Raw genomic sequence first — 22,542 nt, 5'->3', positions numbered from 1 at the left:
CGCTTGGTCAGTTTCCTGCGGTACTATTTACGCATAATAAAGGAGACAGCCATGCAAACCCCGCACCAGCTTTACCAGCAAAAGCTCACCACCCCGCTTGATGCCCTGCGCCTCGTGCGCGATGGCGACATGATCGTCGTGCCGACCGGCGTGGGCGAGCCGCCCACCCTGCTGACCGCCTTGTCAAGCCAGCGCCAGCAATTTCACGACGTGAAAGTGGCGCAGATTCTCGCCATGCGCAAATTCGGCTACTTCGACCAGGACACGGCGCATCACGTGCGCCACGCCTCGCTGTTTTTCGGCGGCGCTTCGCGCGCGTCCGGCCAGGGCGGCTGGTGCGACTTCATCCCGAATTACTTTTCCGAGCTGCCCGGCCTGTTCGAGCAGGGCCTCACGCCGGCCGACGTGGTCTTCGCCATGGCCTCGCCGATGAATGAACATGGCTTCTTTTCACTGAGCCTGGCGGTCGACTACACCATGGCGGCCATCGCCAAGGCGCGCGCAATCGTCCTCGAAGTCAATCCCAACGTGCCGTTCGCGCACGGCCAGTGCCACGTGCATGTGTCGCAGGTGACCGCGCTGGTCGAGAGCGACGAGGCGATCCTGGAAGTGGGATTGCCGAAGATCGGCGCGGTGCAGGAAGCGATCGGCAAGTACGTGGCCGACATGATCGACGACGGCGCGACCCTGCAGATCGGCTACGGCGGCATTCCGGACGCGGTGGTGATGCAGCTGACCTCCAAGCACGACCTGGGCATCCACACCGAGATGATCGGCGACGGCATCCTGACCCTGATCGAAGCGGGCGCGGTCACCAACCGGAAAAAGACCTTCATGGCGGGCAAAATGGTGGCGACCTTCGCGCTCGGCTCGCAAAAGCTGTACAAATTCTTGCATCACAATCCGATGATCGAGATGCATCCGTCGAACTTCACCAACGACCCGTACCTGGCGGCGCAAAACGACAATCTGATGACCATCAACGCGACCTTGCAGATCGACCTGCTGGGCCAGTGCGGCTCGGAGAGCATCGCCCACCTGCCCTATTCCGGCACCGGCGGCCAGGTCGACTTCGTGCGGGCGGGGAACCGTTCGCGCGGCGGCAAGTCGTTCATCGTGCTGCCCTCGACGGCCAAGGACAACACGATTTCGCGCATTGTGTCCACGCTTTCGCCCGGCACGCACGCCACCACCAGCAAGAACGACATCAATTATGTGGTGACCGAGTATGGCGTGGCGCAGTTGCGCGGCAAGTCGGCCAAGCAGCGCGCACAGGCGCTCATTGCGATCGCCCATCCGGACTTCCGCGCGTCGCTGCGCGAAGAAGCGAACCGGATGTGCGTGCTGTAGGCCGGCCTTACGCGGCGCGGCGGCGACGGCGCGCCAGGCCGATGACCGCCATGCCGGCCAGCAGCATGGCGTAGGTTTCCGGCTCCGGAACGGCCGAGGTGTAGATGGTCAGGGTCGGGTTGAGTACTTGCATCGACGCCAGGGTGTACACCAACTGCCCTGGGGGGCCATCCGGATAGCCGGGCAGGTTGTAGGGCCAGGAAGTCACGGTCACCATATTCCACATTGACAAGCTGACCTCGCCCGTCAGCGACAGCGGCGTACTGGCCAACACAAACGGGAGCTTGCCGTCAATCATGCTGTAATCGACGCGCATGTCGCTGACCGAGCCGGTCGCCGGCGTGTAGGCGCCCAGGTCCATCCTCATCGTGTTCTTGGTATTGCCGTTGCCAGGCAGGCCACCCGGCTCGGTGATTGCGCCGAGACCGCCGAACATGGTGCCGGACACCGAAAACCCCGTCATCCGGTAACCGGGACGCAAGGTGACGGAAAAATTGCCGCTGTAGCCGTCGCCGTTTTCGGAGAAGGTGGTGGCGGTCTTGAGCGTTTTTGCGGCATCGGTCAGGCTGATCCGGGTAACGCCGTTGGCGTCCGACGTGATGACATCGGACTCGTAGGCCCAACTGTTGCCGATCGAAAAATGGGACGCTTCGAGCGTGGTCGGCCCTTGTGCAAAGACGGGAGCGCTGGCAAGCGCCAGTGCGCACAGCGCGGCATGGGGGAGGTAAAAAGTCATGAGGTTCTTTCGGTGAGCGCTACGTTGATGTATTAGCAAGGCAGATCATACTGACAATCTTGCAAATCACCTATCTTTTTGCGGATCGCGACCGATCCCAGCACACCCAGCCCGGCCAGCAGCATCGCCACACGGTCCGGCTCCGGCACGGCCGAGGTGTAGATGGTAAAAACAGGATCGCGCACACGCAGGCTGGCGAAGGAATCGATGCCGGCCGGATGTTCTGGCGTGGTGGTCGGGTAGGCCGACACCAGGACCAGTCCCTGCAGCGACAAATTGAAATCGCTGGTCAGGGACAATTCTCCGCTCGACATCATGACCGGGATGGCGCCGTCGAGCATGTCGATGCGCTGGGCATGCTCGCCATAAAAGATCCCGTACGGACGCGAACCGGCGCTCAATTCGATGTAGCCGGAATTGTAGGCGAAGCCGTCGCCGGGCGTGCCATCCGTGTTGGGCGGCACGTAGAGCACACCTTCAAAGGTGCCGGAGAACGAAAATCCGGTGACCCGGTAGCCGGCGTTCACGGTCACCTCGAACAGGCCGCCATAGAAATTGCCATCCAGGTAGCGCGCGGTGTCGGCGCTCAGGCTGGCGCTCGCGGTATTGAGGCCGATGCGGGTGACGCCGTTGCTGTCCGACAGCAGCGTGTCGGGCGCATCGCCCCACTGGTTCACCATGGAAAAGGCAGCGGTATCGATGCGCACAGGCGTTTGCGCAGGGGCGGAAGCGGCGCTCAGAGCGAGCGCTGCAATAAGGAGCAGCCGTGTCGTCGAGTTCATCGTTCATCCTTGTGGTCACTGTGGAAAGCGGCCAGGCATCGGCCGGGATGCGTCGTCCCGGCGGAAAGGAGTACGTGTGCGTCAAGGACGACGAACAGAAATAGTACGTTGAGCTCGCAAAATAACTCTCATGGCGGCGATGATTTTTTGCAAGCGTGGCGCTAAAACGCCAGCTTTGCACCGCCATGACAGCGTGGCCGTCCAGTCGGGCGACCGGACGGCGGCCCTGCCCGCTTTATGGCAAGACCAGCTTGAGCACGCGGCCGTTGCCGCTCACGTACAGCGCGCCGGCGGCGTCCGTCGCCAGGCCGGCCGGCTGGGTGATCCAGGCGGCGCTCTTGAAGCGGGCGTCGCTGCCGTTCGGATCGGCCGCCACGCTCACCTTGCCGTCCGGGGCGATCTTGCCGATGGCGTTGACAGGCCAAGGGCTCTGGCGGCCGCTGAACGGCTCGGTGGCGAAGTACAGCTTGCCGCCGGCGTCGAGCGCGATGGCTTTGATGAAGGCCTGGTCGGCTCCCACCAGGGTGGTCTTGACGCCGGACGCATCGACCTTCTGGATGCCTTTGTCGTTGACCACGAACAGGTTGCCGTTCTTGTCCACGGCCATGTCGGTCACGCCGCCCATCACGGACGAGCCCAGGCTTTCCAGCACGATGGTCACCGATCCATCCTTGCCGAACTTGCGCACGATGGCGCGTTTGAAACAGGAGCTGCACTCCGGCTCGCCGGGACGCGCCACTTCGCTGGCCACGTACACATTACCGGCGCCATCGGCCGCAATCGCGGTAACGACCGGCGGCACGATCACGCCGCTGGCGAGGGCCGGGTCGCCGAGCGTGGCGACGGTGGGGATCGCACTGATCACATTGTCGGCCGCAATCTTGAAGGCGTAAATGGAGGGCGACTCGTTGATGCCGTCGGTGACGTAGGTCACGCCGTCGAGGCCGGCAGCGATATCACGCGGGAACTGCAGCGCCGGGGTGGTTTTCGGTCCGGCGATCTGGGTGGTGACCACGCCCGCAGGGGTGATCTTGCGCACCGACTTGTTCTGTGTATCGACCAGCAACAGGTTGCCGGCGGCGTCGTTGGCGATCGCGCCGGCGGAGAGGAAGTAGGCTTGCTTGCCGACGCCGTCCGTCTGGGCGCGGCCCGGGACGATGGCGCCGCCGGCCAGCACGCGCGCGCCGATGCCCTCGACCTGCAGGGCCACGGCGTTGCTGGTGACGGCGCCGGCGTCGTTACGCACGGCGACGCTGAACACATCGCCACTGTCGGCCAGGGTCACTGCCGTCGTGGTGTAGCTGGCGTTGGTGGCGCCCGGAATCTCGACGCCGTTGCGCCACCATTGGTACTTCAGCGTGCCCGAGCCGCTGGCCGCCACCGAAAAGGTGGCGCTCTGGCCGGCCGCAACCGATTGCGTCGTCGGCTGGGCGCCGATGACCGCCGCCGCTTGCGCCTGCGCCACCATGTCAGGCAGTTTCACGGGCGCCGTGTCGTCGTCGCCGCCGCAGGCGGTGATGCCGGCCAGGCAAAGCAAGCCGCTGGCAAGGGCGCCACCGCGGATGAAACGGGTTGTCAAATTCTTCATCGCATTGTTCCTTCAAACTTAGAAATATTAGTAAAGAATGAACATTACGATGTTTACAATTTGGAAACCAGTAATCAATTGTCACAAGAAAATTACATGTGAACACATGCGAATCGCTCAGCGCGCGGGGGCCTTGGCCAAGGTGGCCGGGATGGCCTGGGCCACCGGACCGGGCACCACCGTATTGACGGGCGGATGGCCCGGCGGCACGGTCACCGCGATCCAGCCGGTCACCGGCAGCAAGGGCACCAGCAGCAGCGCGACGATGTTGATGATCTTAATCAGCGGATTGACGGCCGGGCCGGCGGTGTCCTTGTACGGGTCGCCCACGGTGTCGCCGGTCACGGCGGCCTTGTGCGCGTCCGACCCTTTGCCGCCGAAGTGGCCATCCTCGATGTATTTCTTGGCGTTGTCCCAGGCGCCGCCGCCGGTGGTCATGGAAATGGCGACGAACAGGCCGGTGACGATGGTGCCCATCAACAGCCCGCCCAGCGCGGCCGGCCCGAGCAGCATGCCGACCACCACCGGCACCACCACCGGCAGCAGCGACGGCAAGATCATTTCGCGGATCGCCGAGGCGGTCAGCATGTCGACCGCCTTGTCGTATTCCGGCTTGCCGGTGCCGTCCATGATGCCCTTGATGTCGCGGAACTGGCGCCGCACCTCGACCACCACGGCGCCGGCGGCGCGCCCCACCGCTTCCATCGCCATGGCGCCGAACAGGTAGGGAATCAGGCCACCGATGAACAGGCCGACGATCACCATCGGGTTCGACAGGTCGAACGAGACCTGCTTGCCGACCGATTCGAGGGCGTGGGTGTAGTCGGCGAACAGCACCAGCGCGGCCAGGCCGGCCGAACCGATGGCGTAGCCCTTGGTGACGGCCTTGGTGGTGTTGCCGACCGCGTCCAGCGGATCGGTAATGGCGCGCACCGATTCGGGCATGCCCGACATTTCGGCGATGCCGCCGGCGTTATCGGTAATCGGGCCGTAGGCGTCGAGCGCGACCACGATGCCGGCCATCGACAGCATGGAGGTGGCGGCAATCGCGATGCCGTACAACTGCCCCATCTGGTACGAGGCAAGGATGGCGGCGCACACCGCCAGCACCGGGTAGGCGGTCGACTTCATCGACACGCCCAGGCCGGCGATGATGTTGGTGCCGTGGCCGGTGGTGGACGCTTCGGCGATGTGCTTGACCGGTTTGAAGTCGGTGCCGGTGTAGTACTCGGTGATGTAGACCATCAGGCCGGTCAGGACGATGCCGACCAGCGCACAGCCCATCATTTTCATGCGCATGGTGTCGTCGCCCCAGACCATCCAGGTCACGCCGGCAAAGCCGATCAGCGACAGGCCGGCGGCCCACCACAGGCCCGTGTACAGGGCCGACATGATTTTCTTGCCCGGTCTGGCCTTGACCAGCGAGCAGCCGACGATCGATCCGATGATCGACACCGCCCCCAGCAACAGCGGATAGATGACCGCTTCGCCGCCCGGCGTGGCCATCATCAGCGCGCCCAGCAGCATGGTGGCGATCAGGGTGACGACATAGGTTTCGAACAGGTCGGCGGCCATGCCGGCGCAGTCGCCGACGTTGTCGCCCACGTTGTCGGCGATCACGGCCGGGTTGCGCGGATCGTCTTCGGGAATGCCGGCTTCGACCTTGCCGACCAGGTCGGCGCCGACGTCGGCGCCCTTGGTGAAGATGCCGCCGCCAAGGCGGGCGAAAATGGAAATGAGCGAGGCGCCGAAGGCCAGCCCGATGAGCGGCTTGATGACGTCATGCTGGGTGGCGCTGCCGCCGGCGGCCTGGGCGGTGAGCATCCAGTAGAACAGGGTCACGCCGAGCAGGCCCAGGCCGACCACCAGCATGCCGGTGATGGCGCCGCCCTTGAAGGCGACGTCGAGCGCTTCGTTCATGCCTTTTGTGGCGGCCTGCGCGGTGCGCACATTGGCGCGCACCGACACGTTCATGCCGATGAAGCCGCAAGCGCCGGAGAGCACCGCGCCGATCAGGAAGCCGATCGCGGTATTCATGTCGAGCAGCACGCCAATGGCGATGAGCAGCACCACGCCGACCATGCCGATGGTGCGGTACTGGCGCCCGAGGTAGGCGGCGGCGCCTTCCTGGATGGCCTGGGCGATGGCCTGCATGCGGGCGTTGCCCGGGTCCTGGCGCAGAATCCAGCTACGCGTCACCAATCCATAAATCACGGCAATGACGCCGCACACAACTGCAAAGACAAGAAATCTTGCTGTCATATCGTCCCCTCGCTTTTTTATCAAGTAACACAACAACACATTCGAAAGACCGCTCCAACAACAGAGTGAAAGAGATGGGCCAAGCTCACTGCGTACTGCAAAACTTTGAATCCAAAAAAAATCCGGGAACGCCGGCCGCGGAGCGCGGCCAAGGCAGGACAAACTGGTGATGCTTTGATTACCGCAGGGCCCTGACAGCGAGATTTCACTGCAAAAACCCAGCTCCGTCATTCCCGCGCAGGCGGGAATGACGGAGCGAATGTTAGCGGGCCTTAGCACACGGCACGGCCATCAAAAAAGCGGACCGAAGTCCGCTCTTGTGTTCTCGCTACATTTATTCCGACAGTGCCGCGAACGCCGCCTCGCGGATTTGTTCGACAGGGCCGATGCCGGAAATGCGGCGGTACTTCGGCGCGCCGGGCAAGCCCGATTGCGCCCACTGGTTGTAGTAACCCAGCAGCACTTCGGTCTGGTTATGGTAGACCGACAGGCGCTGCTTGACGATCTCTTCCTTGTCGTCGTCGCGCTGGATCAGCGCTTCGCCGGTGAGATCGTCCACGTTGTCCACTTTTGGCGGATTGTTCGTGATGTGGTACACGCGCCCCGAACCCGGATGGGAACGGCGCCCGCTCATGCGCTCGACGATGAATTCGTCGGGCACGTTAATTTCGAGTACATAATCGACGTCGATGCCGGCGTCTTTCATGGCGTCGGCCTGCGCGATGGTGCGCGGAAAACCGTCGAACAGGTAACCGTTCTGGCAGTCGGATTCCTTGAGGCGATTCTTGACCAGGCCGATCATGATGTCATCCGACACCAAACCGCCCGCATCCATCACTTTTTTAGCCGCAACGCCCAGCTCGGTGCCGGCCTTGATCGCGGCCCGCAGCATGTCGCCGGTCGAGATTTGCGGGATATTGTATTTTTCCTTGATGAAGTTAGCTTGGGTGCCTTTGCCGGCTCCAGGAGCTCCTAACAGAATCAGACGCATGAACATTCCTAAAACAGATTTTAAAATTGGTGGCGATGCATACTTGACTACCTTGGTACGAAACTTACCACAAAAGTGCCGGAAAACGCCAATCCGAGGGCGTATTCGCCATTTTTTTGCTTGATCTGGCGCAAGCTATGCGTCGGTTACGGATGAGAACCGAAACGCATGCTGCGCTGTAGCAAAGCTAACTCGCATAATGCAGGCGCACCCGTTCAAGATCCTCAGGCGTGTCGACACCGGCCGCCGGAGCGCTCTTGGTGACATGCACGGCGATGGGGAAACCGTGCCACAGCACGCGCAACTGCTCGAGTGCTTCGACCGCTTCGAGCGGCGCCGGTTCCAGGGTCGGATAGGTTTGCAGGAAAGCATTCGTGTACGCGTACAGGCCGATATGGCGCAGCGCAACATAGGCCGCCGGCAGACTATCCTTCGACTGCGCAAAGCCGTCGCGGTGCCACGGAATGGTGGCGCGCGAAAAATACATGGCGCGGCCAAGCTTGTCGAGCACCACCTTGACCACGTTCGGATTGAAGGCGTCGGCGGCCTCGTGCAGCGGATGGGCGCAGGTGGCCATCGGCACGCCAGGCCCGACCAGGGCGGCGCTGGCGGCCAGCAAGGCCGGGTCGATCAGCGGCTCGTCGCCTTGCAGGTTGACCACCACCGCGTCCGGCGCCAGGTCCAGGGTGCGCGCCACTTCGGCGATGCGGTCGGTGCCGGACGGATGGTCGGCGCGCGTCATGCACACTTCCACCCCGTGCTGGCGGCAGGCGCTAGCGATGGCCTCATGGTCGGTGGCCACGATGATCCGTTCGGCGCCGGAGGCGGCCGCGCGTTCGGCCACGCGCACCACCATCGGTTTGCCGCCCAGGTCGGCCAGCGGTTTGTCCGGCAGCCGGGTCGACGCCATGCGCGCCGGAATGATGACGATGAAGCCCATCGCTTACAGCGCTTCGATCTTGCGCGCCTGGTCGGCCCACATGATCGGAATGCCGTCGCGGATCGGAAACGCCAGGCGGTCGCCGCGGCAGATCAGTTCCTGGGCCTTTTTGTCCAGTTCGAGCGGGCCTTTGCATACAGGGCAGACCAGGATATCAAGCAGTCGAGCATCCACGACATTTCTCCACAATTTGTTGGGCCAGCGCGGCGTCTAACTGCGCCGTCACCGGTACGACCCACAGTCTCGGGTCATATTTGAGATTTTCAATTTGCGCACATTTTACTGCATCCTTCTCGGTGATCAGGATGATGTCCGCATCGACGGCCACAAAAGGCTGGTCCAGGAAATCGTGATGGTCCGGCAGCGGCAGTTCACGCACCTCCAGGCCGGCGCCGCGCAGCAAGGTAAAGAAGCGCTGCGGATTGCCGATGCCGCAGGCGGCAACGATACGCTGGCCGCGCAGGCTGGCCAGCGCCACCTGATGGCCCGGACGCGCCAGGGGCTCGGCGAAGCCGCCGGCCAGCTGCATGCGGAATGGCTCGCCACCGACCGCCTGGCGCAAGGCCGGCGTGATTTCCGCCGCGTTGACGATGGTGAAGTCGCGCCGGCGCGAGGGCGCCTCGCGCAAGGGACCGGCCGGCAGCAGCCAGCCGTTGCCGGTGCCGCGTCCGTCGAACAGCACGATTTCGATATCGCGCCGCAAGGCGTAGTGCTGCAAGCCGTCGTCGGTGAGGATCACGTCGACCTGGGGATGGGCGGCCAGCAAGGCGCGCCCGGCGGCGCCGCGGTCGCGCCCCACCACCACCGGGCAGCCGGTGCGGCGCGCGATCAGGAGCGGCTCGTCACCGACCTCGCGCGCGGTTGAATCGGGCGTGACCTGGCGCGCGGCGCTGTCGCTGCCGCCATGCCCGCGCGAGATGATGCCGGGATTGAAACCGGCCGCGCGCAAGGCCTCGGCCAGCCAGATTGTCAGCGGCGTCTTGCCGGTGCCGCCGATAAAAATATTGCCGACCACGATGACCGGCACCGGCAGCCGGGTCGAGGTGAGCACGCCGGCCCGGAACAGCAGCGCGCGCAGGCCGCTGACGGCGCGAAACAGCAAGGAGAGCGGCCACAGCGCGCAAGCGAGCGGGCCGCGCCGCAGCCAGGCGCGCGTGAGGGTCGTTTCGAGGGAGGAGGAAGAGGAGGAAGACATGAGGCGGCAGGCGAATCGCTTCGCCTGCGCTGGTTTTACTTCTTCTCGCCGGTCTGGGCGGCGAACGTCAGCTTGTCGTAGCCTGCCATGCGCGCCGCTTCCATCACGTTGATGACCATCTGGTGCATCGCGAACTGGTCGGCGTTGATGACCACCACCGGGCTCTTTTCGCCGCTGGCCGCGGCCTGGCCGGCCGTGGCGGCCGCTTTCAGGTCGGACGCCAGGTTGGCGACGTTAGAAAACGACACCGGCTGGTTGTTGATCGTGTAGTTACCCTTGGCATCGACCGTGACGTTCAGTTCGAACGGCTTTTCCAACGCCTTTTCGGCGTCGGCGGTCGGCAAGGTAATCTTCAACTCGGTAAACTTGCTGTAGGTGGTCGTGACCATCAGGAAAATCAGCACCACCAGCAGCACATCGATGAAGGGGATCAGGTTGATCTCTGGATCTTCACGTTTCTGGCCGCGGCGAAAGTTCATCATTTGCGGGCACCGTGCACGACGTCGACGAACTTCACTGCCTGCAATTCCATATCGATGATGAAGCTGTCGACCAGGGCGCGGAAGTGGCGATAGGCAATCAGGGATGGCATGGCGATGGCGATACCGAAGGCGGTGTTGTACAGCGCGACCGAAATACCGTGGGCCAGCTGGGCCGGGTTGGCGCCGGTCGAATTGGTCGAGCCAAAAATCTCGATCATGCCGACCACCGTGCCGAACAGACCCATCAGCGGGGCCAGCGAGGCGATGGTGCCGATCGTGGTCAGGAAGCGTTCCAGCACGTGGGCCACGCCGCGGCCGGCTTCTTCGATCGATTCTTTCATGACGTCGCGCGGGGCGTCGACATTGCGCAGGGCGGCGGCGAGCACGGTGCCGAGCGGGGAGTTCTTTTCCAGCGAGTCGATCACATCTTTGGTGATTTTGCCGTTGTGATAGACGCGCACCACTTCATCAAGCAACTGCGGTGGCAGGATTTTGGCGCGGCGCAGATAAATAATGCGCTCGACGATCAACGCTAAAGCGACGAGAGAGGCGATCAGCAACGGCCAGATTGGCCAACCTGCAGCTTGAAGAATGGGCAGCAAAACAAACTCCTGAGTGAATGGTGATTCTTGATAAGAACGAACCCCGGCAATGTAACGTGTTTGCCTGTCACTCGGCAAGTCCACTTCTGCACACCTTCTGTGGATAAGATTGTGCGCAAGCGGGCCCAAGCAAGCTGATGTCCTTGATTTTAAAGGGAAAGTTTGCAATGCGTAAAAACTAAGCATGTGGAAAATTAAAAATTGCATCGATGTTTTGAACAAAAACTGTGGATAAGATTGTTAGCAATACCGGGGGTGGGCAGTCAAGTACCTGATTCGAAAGGAAAAATGCTTTAAGCGTAAAAACAAGGCAGGCTGGCGCGAAAATCTTCTGCACACCTTTTGTGGATAAGATTGTGAGCAAAGCCGCCGATTGCGTCCCAAGTCTTTGCTTTCATTGAAGAAAATGACTCTGCACAATTATGATGCAAGTGGGGATAAACACCCTCCCGGTCGCCCAAAACGGCCATGCAGGCGCCCGTTTGCGCCGTGATACAGCGCGGTGGACAAGTCCGCGCGTTCTGCACACCTTTTGTGGACAACATTGTGAGCAAGCCGCTTAACTAAGTACTAAGTCATTGATTTTATGTAGAAAACATGTCGTGCTTAAATTTCAGGCAGGGCCGGCGCGGGGGCAGCGCGGTGGATAAGCCCGGCAGTTCTGCACAGCTTCTGTGGACAAGATTGTGTGCAATGTCGTTCGCAAGCACGCAAGTGCTTGATTACAAACAGATAGCAACCCGGTGCGCAAGTTTGAGGCAGGGCGTCTCCTGTCAGTACGGAAAAACTTCCACACAATTTCTGTGGATAACTTTGTGAGCAACTCCCGACGGGATCGTCAAAGTGCTTGATTTAACAGGCTTTTCGGGCATTGCACTGAAAACCGGCAGCGCGGCTTTTTCTTTTAAAATCATCGACTTAGAAAAAACTCTTGTCGTTTTGCGCGATATGTGACATAAGCATGACCGCTCTAAAATTTTGTGGACAGTTATTCCGGAACTCTTCCCATGCAAACCGATTTCGACCAAGATCCGCCGTTTTTTGCCGCGCCCGCCGCGCCGCCTAGCGCTCCTCCCGTGCTGACCGTCAGCGCGCTCAACGCCCAGGTGGCGCGCCTGCTCGAGCGCTCCTTTCCCCTGACCTGGATCAGCGGGGAAGTGTCCAACTTCACCAAGGCCAGTTCCGGCCACTGGTATTTCACGCTCAAGGACGACGCGGCCCAGGTGCGCGCGGTGATGTTCCGCGGCCGCGCCCAGTACGCCGGTTTCATCCCGCGCGAAGGCGACAAGGTCGAGGTGCGCGCGCTGGTGACCCTGTACGGCGCGCGCGGCGACTACCAGATCAATGTGGAGGCGATCCGGCGCGCCGGCGTGGGGGCGCTGTACGAAGCCTTCCTGCGCCTGAAAGACAAACTCGGCGCGCAAGGCCTGTTCGACCAGGAACGCAAGCGTCCCCTGCCCTTGTTCACGCGCAGCGTCGGCATCGTCACCAGCCCGCAGGCGGCGGCGCTGCGCGACATCCTGAGCGCGCTCAAGCGGCGCGCGCCGCACGTGCGCATCGTGCTCTACCCGGCCCCGGTGCAGGGCCAAGGCGCGGCCGACAAGATCGCCGGCGCAATTCAAACGGCCTCGCGCCGGGCCGAGGTCGACGTGCTGCTGGTATGCCGTGGCGGCGGCTCGATCGAAGACTTGTGGAGTTTTAACGAAGAAGTGGTCGCGCACGCGATCGCCGCTTGCAGCATGCCAGTCATCGCCGGGGTCGGCCACGAGACCGATTTCACCATCGCCGACTTTGCCGCCGACCTGCGCGCGGCCACCCCGACCGCCGCCGCCGAACTGGCCGCCACCCCGCGCGCGGACTGGATCGCGTCGCTGTCGGCCGATGCCGGCGACCTGCGCCGCGCCATGCGCCATGCCCTGAACGATGCGCACCAGGGCCTGGACAACTGGCAACGCCGCCTGCTCAGCCCGTCGGCGCGCATCGGCCACCAGCGCCTCGAGCTGGTGGCGCTGTCGACCGCGATGACGCACGCGGTGCGCGCGCCGCTCCAACGCCAGGGCTATGTGCTGGCGCAACTGCGCGCGCGCTGGGCCAGCCATCGGCCCGATGTGCGCGCCCTGCGCAGCGAAATCGCCTCGCAGCAGCGCCGCTACGGCACCGCCCTGGCCAACCAGCTCGGCCAGAAGCGCGATGCGCTCGGCGCGCTGGCGGCCCAACTCGAACTGCTCAACCCGCAGCGCACGCTCGAACGCGGCTACGCCATCGTGCGCGACGCCAAAGGCGCCGTGCTGCGCTCGCCGGCGCAGATCAAGCCTGGCCAGCCGCTCACGGTGCGCCTGGCCGAGGGCAGCGCCGAGGTCGGTGTGGCCAGCGTGCAAGCCCACCTTGAATAATCGGGTGCAAGGCCTTTTGCCGGCACGAAGCAAATAAGCAACGAACGCGCATCCGAATTACAATAAGCACCGGTTCAGAATCATCGACGCTTTTCCAAACAAAAAGGACACAACATGGAACACACACTGCCGCCTCTGCCGTATGAAATGGACGCCCTGGCTCCCCACATTTCGAAAGAAACGCTGGAATACCACTACGGCAAGCATCACCAGACCTATGTGACCAACCTGAACAACCTGATCAAGGGTACCGAGTTCGCGGACCTGTCGCTCGAAGAGATCATCAAGAAATCCTCCGGCGGCGTGTTCAACAACGCAGCCCAGGTGTGGAACCACACCTTCTACTGGAACGGCATGAAGCCGAACGGTGGCGGCGCGCCAAGCGGCAAAGTGGCCGACGCGATCAACGCCAAGTGGGGTTCGTTCGACAAATTCAAGGAAGAATTCACCAAGTCGTGCCTCGGCAACTTCGGTTCCGGCTGGACCTGGCTGGTGCAAAAAGCCGACGGCGGCGTTGACATCGTCAACACCTCGAACGCCGGCTGCCCGCTGACCACCGGCGACCAGCCGCTGCTGACCTGCGACGTCTGGGAGCACGCTTACTACATCGACTACCGCAACGCCCGCGCCAAGTATGTCGAAACCTTCTGGGGCCTGGTCAACTGGGACTTCGTCGCGCAAAACGCGGCCTGAATGACCGACGCATAAATAACAGCCCGCCCATGCGGGCTGTATTTTTTTGTGGGCCGGCCACCTGCATCACGACAAGGAACAAGGATCAGTCATGAAAGCACCTGACTTAACGCCGATCGAAGAACAGCTGTTCGCCCTGTCGCTGGTGTCGATCCGCCAGTTTAGCGACGAGCACCCTGACGAGAGTTTCTATGGCTTCGGCATCGACTGCATGGCCGACTCGGGGATGTTCCTGCTGTGTTTTAACAGCGAGGCGGCATTTGCCGAGACGGCAAAAGAATATATCGAGCGCTTCCAGTACAGCGCAGCCGACCTGGCCGCACTGAAAACCAATTTCGGCGACTGGAAATACCAGGATTTCAACCAGGACCAGCCGCATTGGGAAGCGGGCTGGGGCGCACATCGCGACGCCATCGAAGCCTATACTTTCGCCGACGAGACCGAGATCGAGGAAGCACACGCCTATGTCGAACAGTTAATGCGCTGCGCATGCCGCGTTTTGGTGCGCCTTGAGCGTTCCGGGATCTTCGAACGCACCAACATGGACCCCGGATTCACCACATCGGTGATGGATCACGATGAAGATCTCCAAGAAGCAACACTTAGATTAAATAGTGTCCGCGCGGAATTTAATGACTGATTGCATTTGCGATATATCACGATAGTTTTGTCAATCCATAATCAGATTTCACCGCATCATCTAAGGAAATTTTCTTAAAAAGACAAATATGTACGCGGTTTACCAGTGTTGCTTTTCATGCACACAAATGTCCGTAGATCAGTCATAATGTTTCGCAACACGGCTGAGTTAGCCCTTTCGGACGATGACGGCGTACCCGCGCTTTTGATAAGAAAGTGACTTGAGAAGAATGGACGGTGACATGACTACCCCACACAAAGCCTGCCTGTTGCAGACTCTTCGTTCAACCCTGGGTTTTCCTGCATTGTCCGGACGTTCCATCGCCCTGCTGGCCTTCCCCGCCGCCATGATGCTGGGCGGCGCGGTGCAGGCCCAGGCGGTCAATGCGACCACCGCCGCCGTTTTCTCGAGACCAGCCATGATCGGCTTGCAAATGTCGCTCAAGGCTGGCGCCAAACAGGGCAAGGTCACGCCGGAACAGTTGAAATGCGCGCAGGGACTCGATCCGGCCAGTTTGGACGAGGTATTCAAACAATTGCTGGTCTCCAATCTCGACAGCAAGGAATTGATGCGCACCCAGTCCTTCCTGGCCAAGTCGGTCGGCAGGAAATTCGCCAAGCACGGTTATCTGGGCGTGTTCGCCGCCGCCGGCGAGCCGCTGCCGGAAGCGCTGCCGCGCTTTACCGAAGATGAAATGGTGGACTTCGAACAGTTCCGCACCAGTTCGGCCGGCGAAAAACTGGTGACCAACAAAGTGCTTGAAGCCCCGGCCGCGCGGACAATACTGAACGAGCGGATCGAAAAGGTGCTGGAAACTTGCGTTCCCCAGCAGTAATTTGACAAAGTGTCATCAAAGTGTAGCAAATTGTCCCCACCGGTCTGCAACTGCCTTTTTTCGTAGTAGCTCTTATACAATGGGCGGCTAGGAGAAAATTCATGTTTCGAGTCATGCTGGTGGAGGACGATGCGCGCCTGGCGCAATTGGTCATGGAGTACCTGGCCGGGTACGAATTTACAGTCGACCTGGTCACGCGCGGCGACGCCGCGCTCGAACGTTTCAAGGCGCTCACCCCGGATGTGGTCATTCTCGACCTGATGTTGCCCGGCCTGGACGGCATGGTGGTGTGCCGCCAGATCCGCGAACTGAGCGAAACCCCGATCCTGATCCTCACCGCGCGCGAAGATTCCTACGATGAAGTGTCGGTGCTGGAACAGGGCGCGGACGATTTCGTCAACAAGCCGGTCCAGCCGCGCGTGCTGCTGGCGCGCCTGCGCGCCCTCCTGCGGCGCGCCCAGGGCAAGGCCGGCAACGCCGACCCGGCGGCGCTCGAATTCGGCGCCCTGTCGATCATCGCCAGCGACCGCGTGGTGACCTGGCGCGGCGAGCATTGCCTGCTCAGTAATACCGAATACAAGCTCTTGCTGGTGCTGGCCGAATCGGCCGGGCGCGTGCTCTCGCGCGACGCCCTGCTGAAAAAGATGCGCGGCATCGAGTTCGACGGGCTCGACCGCAGCATCGACAACTGCATCTCCAAGCTGCGCCGCAAGTTCGACGATGTCGATTCCGAAAAGATCAAGACCGTGTGGGGCGAAGGCTACCTGTTTTCGCCATCGGCCTGGGCTTGACGAGGCACGCGTTGCGCGCCGCCAGCGGCGGCGCGCAACGCGCGGATCAGCGATAGAACATGATCTGCGACAGGAATTCGACCGGTTCGTCGGACTTGTCCAGCACCACCATCACCACCGGGCGCGGCCCGAAAGCGGCCGGAATCAGCTGGCTGTGACGTCCCAGTGTGCGCTCCTCGGTCGTCACGCGCAACCTGCCCCCGATGCGCTCGATAGCGCCGATCTCGATACTGAACGAGCCATCGCCGCGGCTGCCGAGGAAGGCGGCCACCACCATCTGCTTGCTGAAATCCACGCCCGGTAGCGGCCCCGGCGGATTATGTTCCTTCCACAGTGCGGCCAGCGACTGGGCATCCTTGATGACCAGTTGGCGCGCTTCGCCGATCGCCGAGAACTGCGAACGCACGACCTGGCGGAACGGCACATCCTCGGAGGCAAGGGCTTCGAACACGATCGCGGCATCGCTGCGGTCGATCACCATCATCTCCATCGCCGCCCCAGGCAGGCCGTCGCAGGCGGCGCCATTGGTCGCTTGATCGGCCTGCCGATACGCGGCCACCAGCTTGTCGCCGCTGACGCGCAGCGAGCGAAGGCCGACCTTGTGACAGGCGCCACCAGCGCCGCCGAACAGGGCAATCACCATCTCGTGCTCGAAAAAGACTTTTGGCGCCGGAGGCACGCTGACCCTGCCGGCGTGATGCTCGGCCCAGACCGTGGCAAGCGTGGCGGCATCGCGGATCACCATCTGGCGCGGCGCCTGGATGCCCGTTGCGGTGTCATTGGCCAGCAGGCTCAGTGCCATGCGACTGCCTTCCTGGGGCAGGAAAAAAACTTCCTTCATCCTCGTGCCCAGGGGATCGAAAAGCGCCGCTTGGGGGCTGTACAAGGAACTAAATAATGGAAACCCCGCAGGATCGGCGCACTCCGATGCCGCGCGCACGGGAGCCCGCTCGTCCGAACAGAACACGGCAGCGGGCGTGGCGCCATACAAGACGTGTCGGCGGTTCCTGCCAAAGCAGGAGCCGTACGTATCAGACAACACATACTTTCCGTCGATCACGAACAAACGGTTGTGATAGTCAGCGCACGCATTGTCCCGCGCGCGCTCAATGAACGGGGTCATGTTGATGCCCGTGATGTCGGGAGGTGTTGGCGTTGGCGTGGGCGTGGGCGTGGGTGTTGGCGTTGGCGTTGGCGCGGGCGTTGGCGTGGGCGTGGGCGTTGGTGTCGGCGTGACCGCTGGCGGCGCGGAATCGCCGCCGCCGCCGCACGCGGCCAGCAGCAGCAATCCAGCCAAGGGAACTGCCACATGCAAGCGCTTAGGATAAAACATGGAAACCTCTCAAGAACATGGACACGCGCGAGCTCGCAAGCTCGTGCGTGCAACACAGCCGGTCCGGCATTGCGCGCGGCTAGGAGTCTGCGCGGCAGAAGGAGTCGAGGCGAAACGGGTGGGAAAAGAACCCAATTCACGCCCACTTTTGAGGTCTGTAGCCGTAGGTAGGTGCGCGAGGGCGCACCTACGACCGAGAAATGGGCGGGAAGTGGGACTTTTCTCCACCCGTTTCGACCGACGAGCTTCTGCCGCGCAGACTCCTAGTGCCAACGCGCAAGGTGTGGATCAGCGCGAGTACGATATCTGCGTCACGAATTCGACCGGGGCGTCGGACTTGTCGAACACCGCGATCGCCACCGGCAAAGCCGATTCCATGGCCGGGAAATTTTCGCTGTTGCGCCCCAGGGTGCTCACCACCGTGGTCACCCGCAGCTTGCCGCCAATGCGCTCGATACTGCCAATGTCGATGCTGAACCCGCCATTCTCCAGTTGGCCGAGAAAGGACGCCACCACCATCTGCTTGCTGAAGTCGACGGTCGGATACGCCGCCCATGAGTATGTATCCTTCAACAGCGCGGCCAGGGACGCGGCATCCTTGACGAGCACCTGGCGAGGCTCTTTCTCCAAAGGCGCCCTCCGATCGAAAGAGCGGAACGCGACCTCGTCAGGTTGGACAGATTCGAACACGACCGCGGCATCGCTACGGTCGATCACCACCATTTCCATCGGCGCGGCAGGCGCACCGGTGCAGGCTGCGCCGGGCGTGGCAGCGTCACCTTGTTGATACGCGGCCACCAGTTTCTCGCCGCTGACCCGCACCGAGCGCAGGCCGACCTTGTGGCAGGTGCCACCGGCGCCACCGAACAAGGCAATCACCATTTCATTCTTGAAAACTACTTTTGGCAACGGAGCCGGACTGGCCTTGCCGGCGTTATGTTCGGCCCATACCACGGCAAGCGTGGCGGCGTCGCGGATCACCATCTGACGGGGCGCCTGGACGCCCGACATGTTCGCCTTGGCCAGCGGACTGAGGGGCATGAGGCTACCATCCCTGGGCAGGAACAGGAATTCCTGCACGCTCATGCCATCGAGGGAATCAGGCACGGACTTTTGCGCAAAGGTCATCAATTGAAACAAGGGACGCATCGCAGGATCGGTGCAGGTGTGGGTGAAGCGCCCGTCCGTACCCGTGCACACGACGACATCGGGCGTACCGCCATACAGCGTGTATCGGCCCAGATGCAAGGGATTGTCCGACATGGTGCAGGTTCCCCTCGCGGCCGCGAGCACATATTTCCGGTCGAACACGACTAGACGGTTGAAATACTGGCCGCAGTCGTTTTCCCGCGCGCGCTGCACGAACGGGGCCATGTTGACGCCCGTGCCCTCAGGGGGCGTTGGGGTCGGCGTTGGGGTCGGCGTGGGCGTTGGCGTTGGGGTCGGCGTTGGCGTCGGCGTTGGCGTTGGCGTCGGCGTCGGGGTTGGCGTCGGGGTTGGCGTCGGGGTTGGCGGTGCGGAATCGCTGCCGCCACCGCAGGCGGCCAGCAACAGCAAACCCGCCGTGGGAAGAGCCAGGCGCAGGCATTTGGATCGGATCATTGACATCTCTCAAGAACACGGGCGAGCGGGCTGCCACCACATGGAAATATTAATTGAAAATAAATATTGCATGGGCGAATAGTAAACGCATCGTCGGCAGGAGTCCACGCACGCACGAAGCGAACTCATGAAAAGAAACGGGAAGCGGGCGCCCCGGCTTGCCATGCTAGCGGTACAGCGACACCTGGTCGACAAACTCGACCGGCTCATCGCTGCGCTCGAGCACCACGAATTGCACCGGGTTGGTCAGGCTGGTCGTCGTCAGGCTCCGGCTGTACCGGCCCGCTGCGGATTCGACCAGGGTCACGCGCAGCTTGCCGGCGCCCCGTTCGACGGCGCCGATCGCCAGGCCGTAACTGCCGTCCGGCTTGCCGCCCAAAAAGGCGGCCACCACCATCTGCTTGCTGAAGTCGATCTCCGGCAAGGCGGCAGCCTGGATGTGCCGCTTCCACAAGGCCGCCCAGGCCTGCGCATCCTTGATCACCACTTGCTGCTTGTCGCCGTAGGTCTGCGCATCGGACTGCGCCAGCGTGCGGAACGGCACGGCTTGCGGCGAGACCTGGGCAAACGTCACCGGCGCGTCGACCCGGTCGACCACGACCAGCTGCATCGGGGTATTGATGGCGAGGGTGCAGACGGCGCCGACCGGGGCGGTTTCTTGACCATACTCGACCACCAGCGCGCCGCCGCCGCTGCGCACGGCGCGGATGGCGAACTGGCCGCAAGCGCCGATGTTGCCTCCGAACACGGCGATGACCATCTCGGTCTCGAAATTCACCGGGCTGATGCGTGTGTCGGCCGGCCCGGTCCAGACCGCGGCCAGCGTCGCGGCGTCGCGGATCACTTGCTGGCGCGCGTTCTCGACACCCGAGTAATTGTTCTGCGCCAGCGAGTAGAACGGCAGCCGGACGCCCTCTTTTGGAAGAAAGTGAATTTGCTCCAGCGTGGCGCCATTCGATTCGGTGTCGCCACGGCCCTGCATGCGCACCAGGTTTTGCATCAAGGGCGCCAGTGCGGGATCGGTGCAGCCGGTGGTGGGGGCTCTGCGCATGTCGTCCATGGTGAGCGAACACAGCTTCACATCGGCCGTCGCGCCATACAGCACGTATTGCTCGGTCGTGCTGGCGCAAATGCCTTCCGCCGCCGAGAACACGTATTTTTTATTGGCGACAAACAGGCGGTTCGCATAGTGACCGCACGCGCTTTCGCGTGCGCGCTGCACGAACGGCGCCACCGTGATGCCCCCCACCACGGCATTGGGCGTGGGGTTGTTGGGGTGCGTTATCACGCTGTCGGGCGTGCGCGGCGGGATGATGAGCTCGCCCGGCTTCGACAGCGGAGACTCCACCGGCGGCAGCGGCGCCGGCGTGGCGGCGGGCGCCGGGTCGCTGCCGCCGCCGCAGGCGGCGAGCAGCATGGCACTGGCCAGGGGGATGGCGAAACGCAGGTAATGTGCTTGGGTCATGGGACTGTCTCGAAAAATCGGGCGCTTTGGCGCGCCCTCTGATGGAAAGATTAACTAATTTAAAATATTGCCTAAATAAATAGTAACCCTTCCACCATCGTCCGTCTGTGCCCGGCGTGTGGGGAAATTGTCTTGAGATGTAAGTAAGTGCGAGCCGCGCCGGCTTATTCGAGCAGTGGCGCGATCGCCAGCGGCGCGATCTGCGTCACCAGCTGGCCTTTGTCGGCATGCTCGCCGAAACGGTAATTGACGACCCGGAAGCCCTCGTTGTTGTCGTCGCCAAAGGTGGCGCCATCGGCCACCGCCAGCAGGGCCACATCGCCGCTGCCGTTGCGCAGCTTGACCACCGGATCGGCGCCCTTGCGCTGATAGCTCAGGCGCACGCCGGCGCAGCGCCGCGTGCGCGCCGAGGAATCGACGTGGCGCAGGTAAATCAGCGCTTGCTCGCAGGCGGCGCGCAGGTCGCTCGTTTCGTACACGCCATCCGAGCGCACCACGATCGAGACACGCGCGCGGAACACGTACTGGCTCACGTTGCTGGTCAGGGTCAGGGTGGCGTTATCGTCGTAGGCCGCTTTGAGCAGGGGAAAGACGGCGCGCCCGGTCGGGTCCAGCGGCAGGCTCAGGCTGCTGGCCTTGCTGAGCAAGCTCAGTTGCAGGCCGGCGCCCAGCACGCCCTTCTCTTTCAACATCACCTGGAGATGGTTCTGCAAAAAATTCTTGGGCCTGCCGAATTTTTCGAACACCACCATCGCGCGGTAGGCGTCGCGATAGCTGAGCCACTCCCCGGCCGCTTCATCGGCCGTCGTGCTGCCTGCAGTCAACAGCAAGGCAAGCATGGCGGAAACGTTGCGGAAAAATGGCATGATCAGAATCGGTAAGCAAGTCCGGTGGACACAGTGATATTGTTGGCGCGCTCGACCAGCGGGCTGCGTCGCGCATCGCCCTGCAGGCGCGCCGCGCGCACCGCGCTGCTGACCATCCAGCCCGGCGACAACGCCAGGTTCCAGCGCGCGCTGACGGCCACGTCGCGCACCCCGCCGCCAGGCGCGTACGGCATGTTGCCGCTGTACATGGTGTCGCGCAAGCTTACCCCGAAATAACTTTCATTGTAGCTGCGATTGACCATGGTCAAGTCCGCCGCCAGCGACACGCTGTTGTGCGGCGCGAGCGCGCGCGTCACATGCTGCACACCCACGGTCCAGCTGGCGCCATGGCGGTCGCGCCCGGAGCCTGCCAGCAAGTTATTAGTCAAACGCAAGGACGGAGTCAGATAATAGTTAACAAACACGCCAGCCTGGAGACGCGCACCGATGGTTTCGGTGCCGGCCAGGCGGTTGCCGCTGCGTTGCCAGGTCGGCGCCGCCTTTTCCTCGAGCGGGGGCGGCGCCACGCTCGGACGACTCGGCGTGCCGCCGGCCGGGGTGGCTGGCTTGTTCTGGGTGCCGGACAGGTCGAGGCTGCCGAACGGCCCGCCCAGCGTATCGTGGCTGCCCCCGCTGCTGCGGCGCGCCAGCACGGCCACCATCGGACCATACTCGAGCACCGGGTTGGACGACAGATGCAAGCCCGCACTCATGCCCGAGATAAAAATCCCATTGCTCCACTGAACTTGCACAAGCGGCAAGGCGGTGACCCGGTGCTCGCCCGACCCCTGATAGCGCGGGGCCGAGACGGCGCCGAGCCCGACATACATGTCGCTGCTGCCATCCGGCATCGGATTGCTTGCGGGAGTCTGGGCCCAGGCGGCGGGAACTACGCCGGCCAGGGCAAGGGCAAAAATGGTTCTCATGAATGTCGCCGAAAAGATGATCAGCCGCCATTTTACGGCCTGCCGCCAACATCGCCGAAATTGCTGAGTT

Annotated in this window: 22 protein-coding genes; 6 read left to right on the top strand and 16 right to left on the bottom strand. The window is 62.6% G+C overall.

Annotated features, from left to right (window positions below; translation table 11 throughout):
- Positions 1-51: 51 nt before the first annotated feature.
- The gene (locus tag F0185_RS22735) at positions 52-1,350 is read left to right on the top strand and encodes an acetyl-CoA hydrolase/transferase family protein (RefSeq protein WP_167228329.1); all 1,299 of its coding nucleotides are present in this window, start codon (positions 52-54) and stop codon (positions 1,348-1,350) included.
- Positions 1,351-1,357: 7 nt separating this feature from the next.
- Here F0185_RS22735 and F0185_RS34950 read toward each other — a convergent pair whose 3' ends face one another.
- The 10 genes from F0185_RS34950 to F0185_RS22685 form a co-directional block, all read right to left on the bottom strand.
- Positions 1,358-2,086: a PEP-CTERM sorting domain-containing protein gene (locus F0185_RS34950; RefSeq protein ID WP_229477147.1), complete on the bottom strand. Its 729-nt coding sequence runs from the start codon at positions 2,084-2,086 to the stop codon at positions 1,358-1,360.
- 32 nt (positions 2,087-2,118) lie between these two features.
- A complete protein-coding gene (locus tag F0185_RS22725; RefSeq protein ID WP_167228327.1) occupies positions 2,119-2,868 on the bottom strand; it encodes a PEP-CTERM sorting domain-containing protein in 750 nt (249 codons plus the stop codon).
- 235 nt (positions 2,869-3,103) lie between these two features.
- The gene (locus F0185_RS22720) at positions 3,104-4,456 is read right to left on the bottom strand and encodes a hypothetical protein (RefSeq protein WP_167228325.1); all 1,353 of its coding nucleotides are present in this window, start codon (positions 4,454-4,456) and stop codon (positions 3,104-3,106) included.
- A 117-nt stretch (positions 4,457-4,573) separates the two neighbouring features.
- On the bottom strand, positions 4,574-6,718 hold the full coding sequence (locus F0185_RS22715) for a sodium-translocating pyrophosphatase (protein WP_229477146.1): 2,145 nt from the start codon (positions 6,716-6,718) through the stop codon (positions 4,574-4,576).
- A gap of 334 nt (positions 6,719-7,052) precedes the next feature.
- Positions 7,053-7,709: an adenylate kinase gene (adk, locus tag F0185_RS22710; protein WP_167228323.1), complete on the bottom strand. Its 657-nt coding sequence runs from the start codon at positions 7,707-7,709 to the stop codon at positions 7,053-7,055.
- Between the two features lie 187 nt (positions 7,710-7,896).
- On the bottom strand, positions 7,897-8,649 hold the full coding sequence (gene kdsB / locus F0185_RS22705) for a 3-deoxy-manno-octulosonate cytidylyltransferase (RefSeq protein WP_167228321.1): 753 nt from the start codon (positions 8,647-8,649) through the stop codon (positions 7,897-7,899).
- A gap of 3 nt (positions 8,650-8,652) precedes the next feature.
- Entirely contained in the window at positions 8,653-8,823 is a 171-nt protein-coding gene (locus F0185_RS22700; RefSeq protein WP_099881687.1) for a Trm112 family protein, read from the bottom strand.
- Entirely contained in the window at positions 8,804-9,844 is a 1,041-nt protein-coding gene (lpxK, locus tag F0185_RS22695) for a tetraacyldisaccharide 4'-kinase (protein ID WP_167228319.1), read from the bottom strand. Before lpxK ends, F0185_RS22700 begins: the two co-directional genes overlap by 20 nt.
- A 35-nt stretch (positions 9,845-9,879) precedes the next feature.
- Complete coding sequence (locus F0185_RS22690; protein ID WP_166890773.1) at positions 9,880-10,323, bottom strand: ExbD/TolR family protein; 444 nt, start codon at positions 10,321-10,323, stop codon at positions 9,880-9,882.
- Positions 10,323-10,928, bottom strand: a complete 606-nt coding sequence (locus tag F0185_RS22685) for a MotA/TolQ/ExbB proton channel family protein (RefSeq protein ID WP_167228427.1) — start codon at positions 10,926-10,928, stop codon at positions 10,323-10,325. Before F0185_RS22685 ends, F0185_RS22690 begins: the two co-directional genes overlap by 1 nt.
- A gap of 1,007 nt (positions 10,929-11,935) precedes the next feature.
- Between F0185_RS22685 and xseA the strand changes: the two genes are divergently transcribed.
- From xseA to F0185_RS22660, 5 genes are all read left to right on the top strand, one after another.
- A complete protein-coding gene (gene xseA, locus F0185_RS22680; RefSeq protein ID WP_167228317.1) occupies positions 11,936-13,321 on the top strand; it encodes an exodeoxyribonuclease VII large subunit in 1,386 nt (461 codons plus the stop codon).
- Between the two features lie 114 nt (positions 13,322-13,435).
- Positions 13,436-14,014: a superoxide dismutase [Fe] gene (gene sodB / locus F0185_RS22675; RefSeq protein WP_167228315.1), complete on the top strand. Its 579-nt coding sequence runs from the start codon at positions 13,436-13,438 to the stop codon at positions 14,012-14,014.
- Between the two features lie 91 nt (positions 14,015-14,105).
- Positions 14,106-14,654, top strand: coding sequence for a DUF4303 domain-containing protein (locus tag F0185_RS22670; protein WP_167228313.1), 549 nt, complete (start codon positions 14,106-14,108; stop codon positions 14,652-14,654).
- Positions 14,655-14,895: 241 nt separating this feature from the next.
- Positions 14,896-15,489, top strand: a complete 594-nt coding sequence (locus F0185_RS22665; protein WP_167228311.1) for a hypothetical protein — start codon at positions 14,896-14,898, stop codon at positions 15,487-15,489.
- 101 nt (positions 15,490-15,590) lie between these two features.
- A complete protein-coding gene (locus F0185_RS22660) occupies positions 15,591-16,280 on the top strand; it encodes a response regulator (RefSeq protein WP_167228309.1) in 690 nt (229 codons plus the stop codon).
- A 46-nt stretch (positions 16,281-16,326) separates the two neighbouring features.
- Here the strand turns inward: F0185_RS22660 and F0185_RS22655 are convergent, their stop codons facing one another.
- The 6 genes from F0185_RS22655 to F0185_RS22625 form a co-directional block, all read right to left on the bottom strand.
- Complete coding sequence (locus F0185_RS22655) at positions 16,327-17,082, bottom strand: hypothetical protein (protein ID WP_167228212.1); 756 nt, start codon at positions 17,080-17,082, stop codon at positions 16,327-16,329.
- 819 nt (positions 17,083-17,901) lie between these two features.
- Complete coding sequence (locus tag F0185_RS22645) at positions 17,902-18,987, bottom strand: hypothetical protein (RefSeq protein WP_167228210.1); 1,086 nt, start codon at positions 18,985-18,987, stop codon at positions 17,902-17,904.
- 16 nt (positions 18,988-19,003) lie between these two features.
- The gene (locus F0185_RS22640; protein WP_187362616.1) at positions 19,004-19,228 is read right to left on the bottom strand and encodes a hypothetical protein; all 225 of its coding nucleotides are present in this window, start codon (positions 19,226-19,228) and stop codon (positions 19,004-19,006) included.
- A gap of 153 nt (positions 19,229-19,381) precedes the next feature.
- Positions 19,382-20,680 carry a hypothetical protein gene (locus F0185_RS22635; RefSeq protein WP_167228307.1) on the bottom strand — a complete coding sequence of 433 codons (1,299 nt, stop codon included), beginning with the start codon at positions 20,678-20,680 and terminating at the stop codon, positions 19,382-19,384.
- 164 nt (positions 20,681-20,844) lie between these two features.
- Complete coding sequence (locus tag F0185_RS22630; protein WP_229477145.1) at positions 20,845-21,546, bottom strand: hypothetical protein; 702 nt, start codon at positions 21,544-21,546, stop codon at positions 20,845-20,847.
- A gap of 2 nt (positions 21,547-21,548) precedes the next feature.
- Positions 21,549-22,472, bottom strand: a complete 924-nt coding sequence (locus F0185_RS22625; RefSeq protein ID WP_167228305.1) for a MipA/OmpV family protein — start codon at positions 22,470-22,472, stop codon at positions 21,549-21,551.
- Positions 22,473-22,542: the final 70 nt, after the last annotated feature.

The organism is Massilia rubra (assembly GCF_011682065.1).
Taxonomy (GTDB): domain Bacteria; phylum Pseudomonadota; class Gammaproteobacteria; order Burkholderiales; family Burkholderiaceae_D; genus Telluria_A; species Telluria_A rubra.
The sequence above is the reverse complement of the archived record's forward strand: the minus strand, read 5'-3'. Positions and strand labels throughout refer to the sequence as shown.

What these genes read in the sequence shown, in the direction of transcription:
- F0185_RS22735 (WP_167228329.1), top strand. Translation starts at nt 52, where the DNA reads ATGCAAACCCCGCACCAGCTTTACCAGCAAAAGCTCACCACCCCGCTT.
- F0185_RS34950 (WP_229477147.1), bottom strand. Translation starts at nt 2,086, where the DNA reads ATGACTTTTTACCTCCCCCATGCCGCGCTGTGCGCACTGGCGCTTGCC.
- F0185_RS22725 (WP_167228327.1), bottom strand. Translation starts at nt 2,868, where the DNA reads ATGAACTCGACGACACGGCTGCTCCTTATTGCAGCGCTCGCTCTGAGC.
- F0185_RS22720 (WP_167228325.1), bottom strand. Translation starts at nt 4,456, where the DNA reads ATGAAGAATTTGACAACCCGTTTCATCCGCGGTGGCGCCCTTGCCAGC.
- F0185_RS22715 (WP_229477146.1), bottom strand. Translation starts at nt 6,718, where the DNA reads ATGACAGCAAGATTTCTTGTCTTTGCAGTTGTGTGCGGCGTCATTGCC.
- adk (WP_167228323.1), bottom strand. Translation starts at nt 7,709, where the DNA reads ATGCGTCTGATTCTGTTAGGAGCTCCTGGAGCCGGCAAAGGCACCCAA.
- kdsB (WP_167228321.1), bottom strand. Translation starts at nt 8,649, where the DNA reads ATGGGCTTCATCGTCATCATTCCGGCGCGCATGGCGTCGACCCGGCTG.
- lpxK (WP_167228319.1), bottom strand. Translation starts at nt 9,844, where the DNA reads ATGTCTTCCTCCTCTTCCTCCTCCCTCGAAACGACCCTCACGCGCGCC.
- F0185_RS22690 (WP_166890773.1), bottom strand. Translation starts at nt 10,323, where the DNA reads ATGAACTTTCGCCGCGGCCAGAAACGTGAAGATCCAGAGATCAACCTG.
- xseA (WP_167228317.1), top strand. Translation starts at nt 11,936, where the DNA reads ATGCAAACCGATTTCGACCAAGATCCGCCGTTTTTTGCCGCGCCCGCC.
- sodB (WP_167228315.1), top strand. Translation starts at nt 13,436, where the DNA reads ATGGAACACACACTGCCGCCTCTGCCGTATGAAATGGACGCCCTGGCT.
- F0185_RS22670 (WP_167228313.1), top strand. Translation starts at nt 14,106, where the DNA reads ATGAAAGCACCTGACTTAACGCCGATCGAAGAACAGCTGTTCGCCCTG.
- F0185_RS22665 (WP_167228311.1), top strand. Translation starts at nt 14,896, where the DNA reads ATGACTACCCCACACAAAGCCTGCCTGTTGCAGACTCTTCGTTCAACC.
- F0185_RS22660 (WP_167228309.1), top strand. Translation starts at nt 15,591, where the DNA reads ATGTTTCGAGTCATGCTGGTGGAGGACGATGCGCGCCTGGCGCAATTG.
- F0185_RS22655 (WP_167228212.1), bottom strand. Translation starts at nt 17,082, where the DNA reads ATGGCACTGAGCCTGCTGGCCAATGACACCGCAACGGGCATCCAGGCG.
- F0185_RS22645 (WP_167228210.1), bottom strand. Translation starts at nt 18,987, where the DNA reads ATGGCCCCGTTCGTGCAGCGCGCGCGGGAAAACGACTGCGGCCAGTAT.
- F0185_RS22635 (WP_167228307.1), bottom strand. Translation starts at nt 20,680, where the DNA reads ATGACCCAAGCACATTACCTGCGTTTCGCCATCCCCCTGGCCAGTGCC.
- F0185_RS22630 (WP_229477145.1), bottom strand. Translation starts at nt 21,546, where the DNA reads ATGCCATTTTTCCGCAACGTTTCCGCCATGCTTGCCTTGCTGTTGACT.
- F0185_RS22625 (WP_167228305.1), bottom strand. Translation starts at nt 22,472, where the DNA reads ATGAGAACCATTTTTGCCCTTGCCCTGGCCGGCGTAGTTCCCGCCGCC.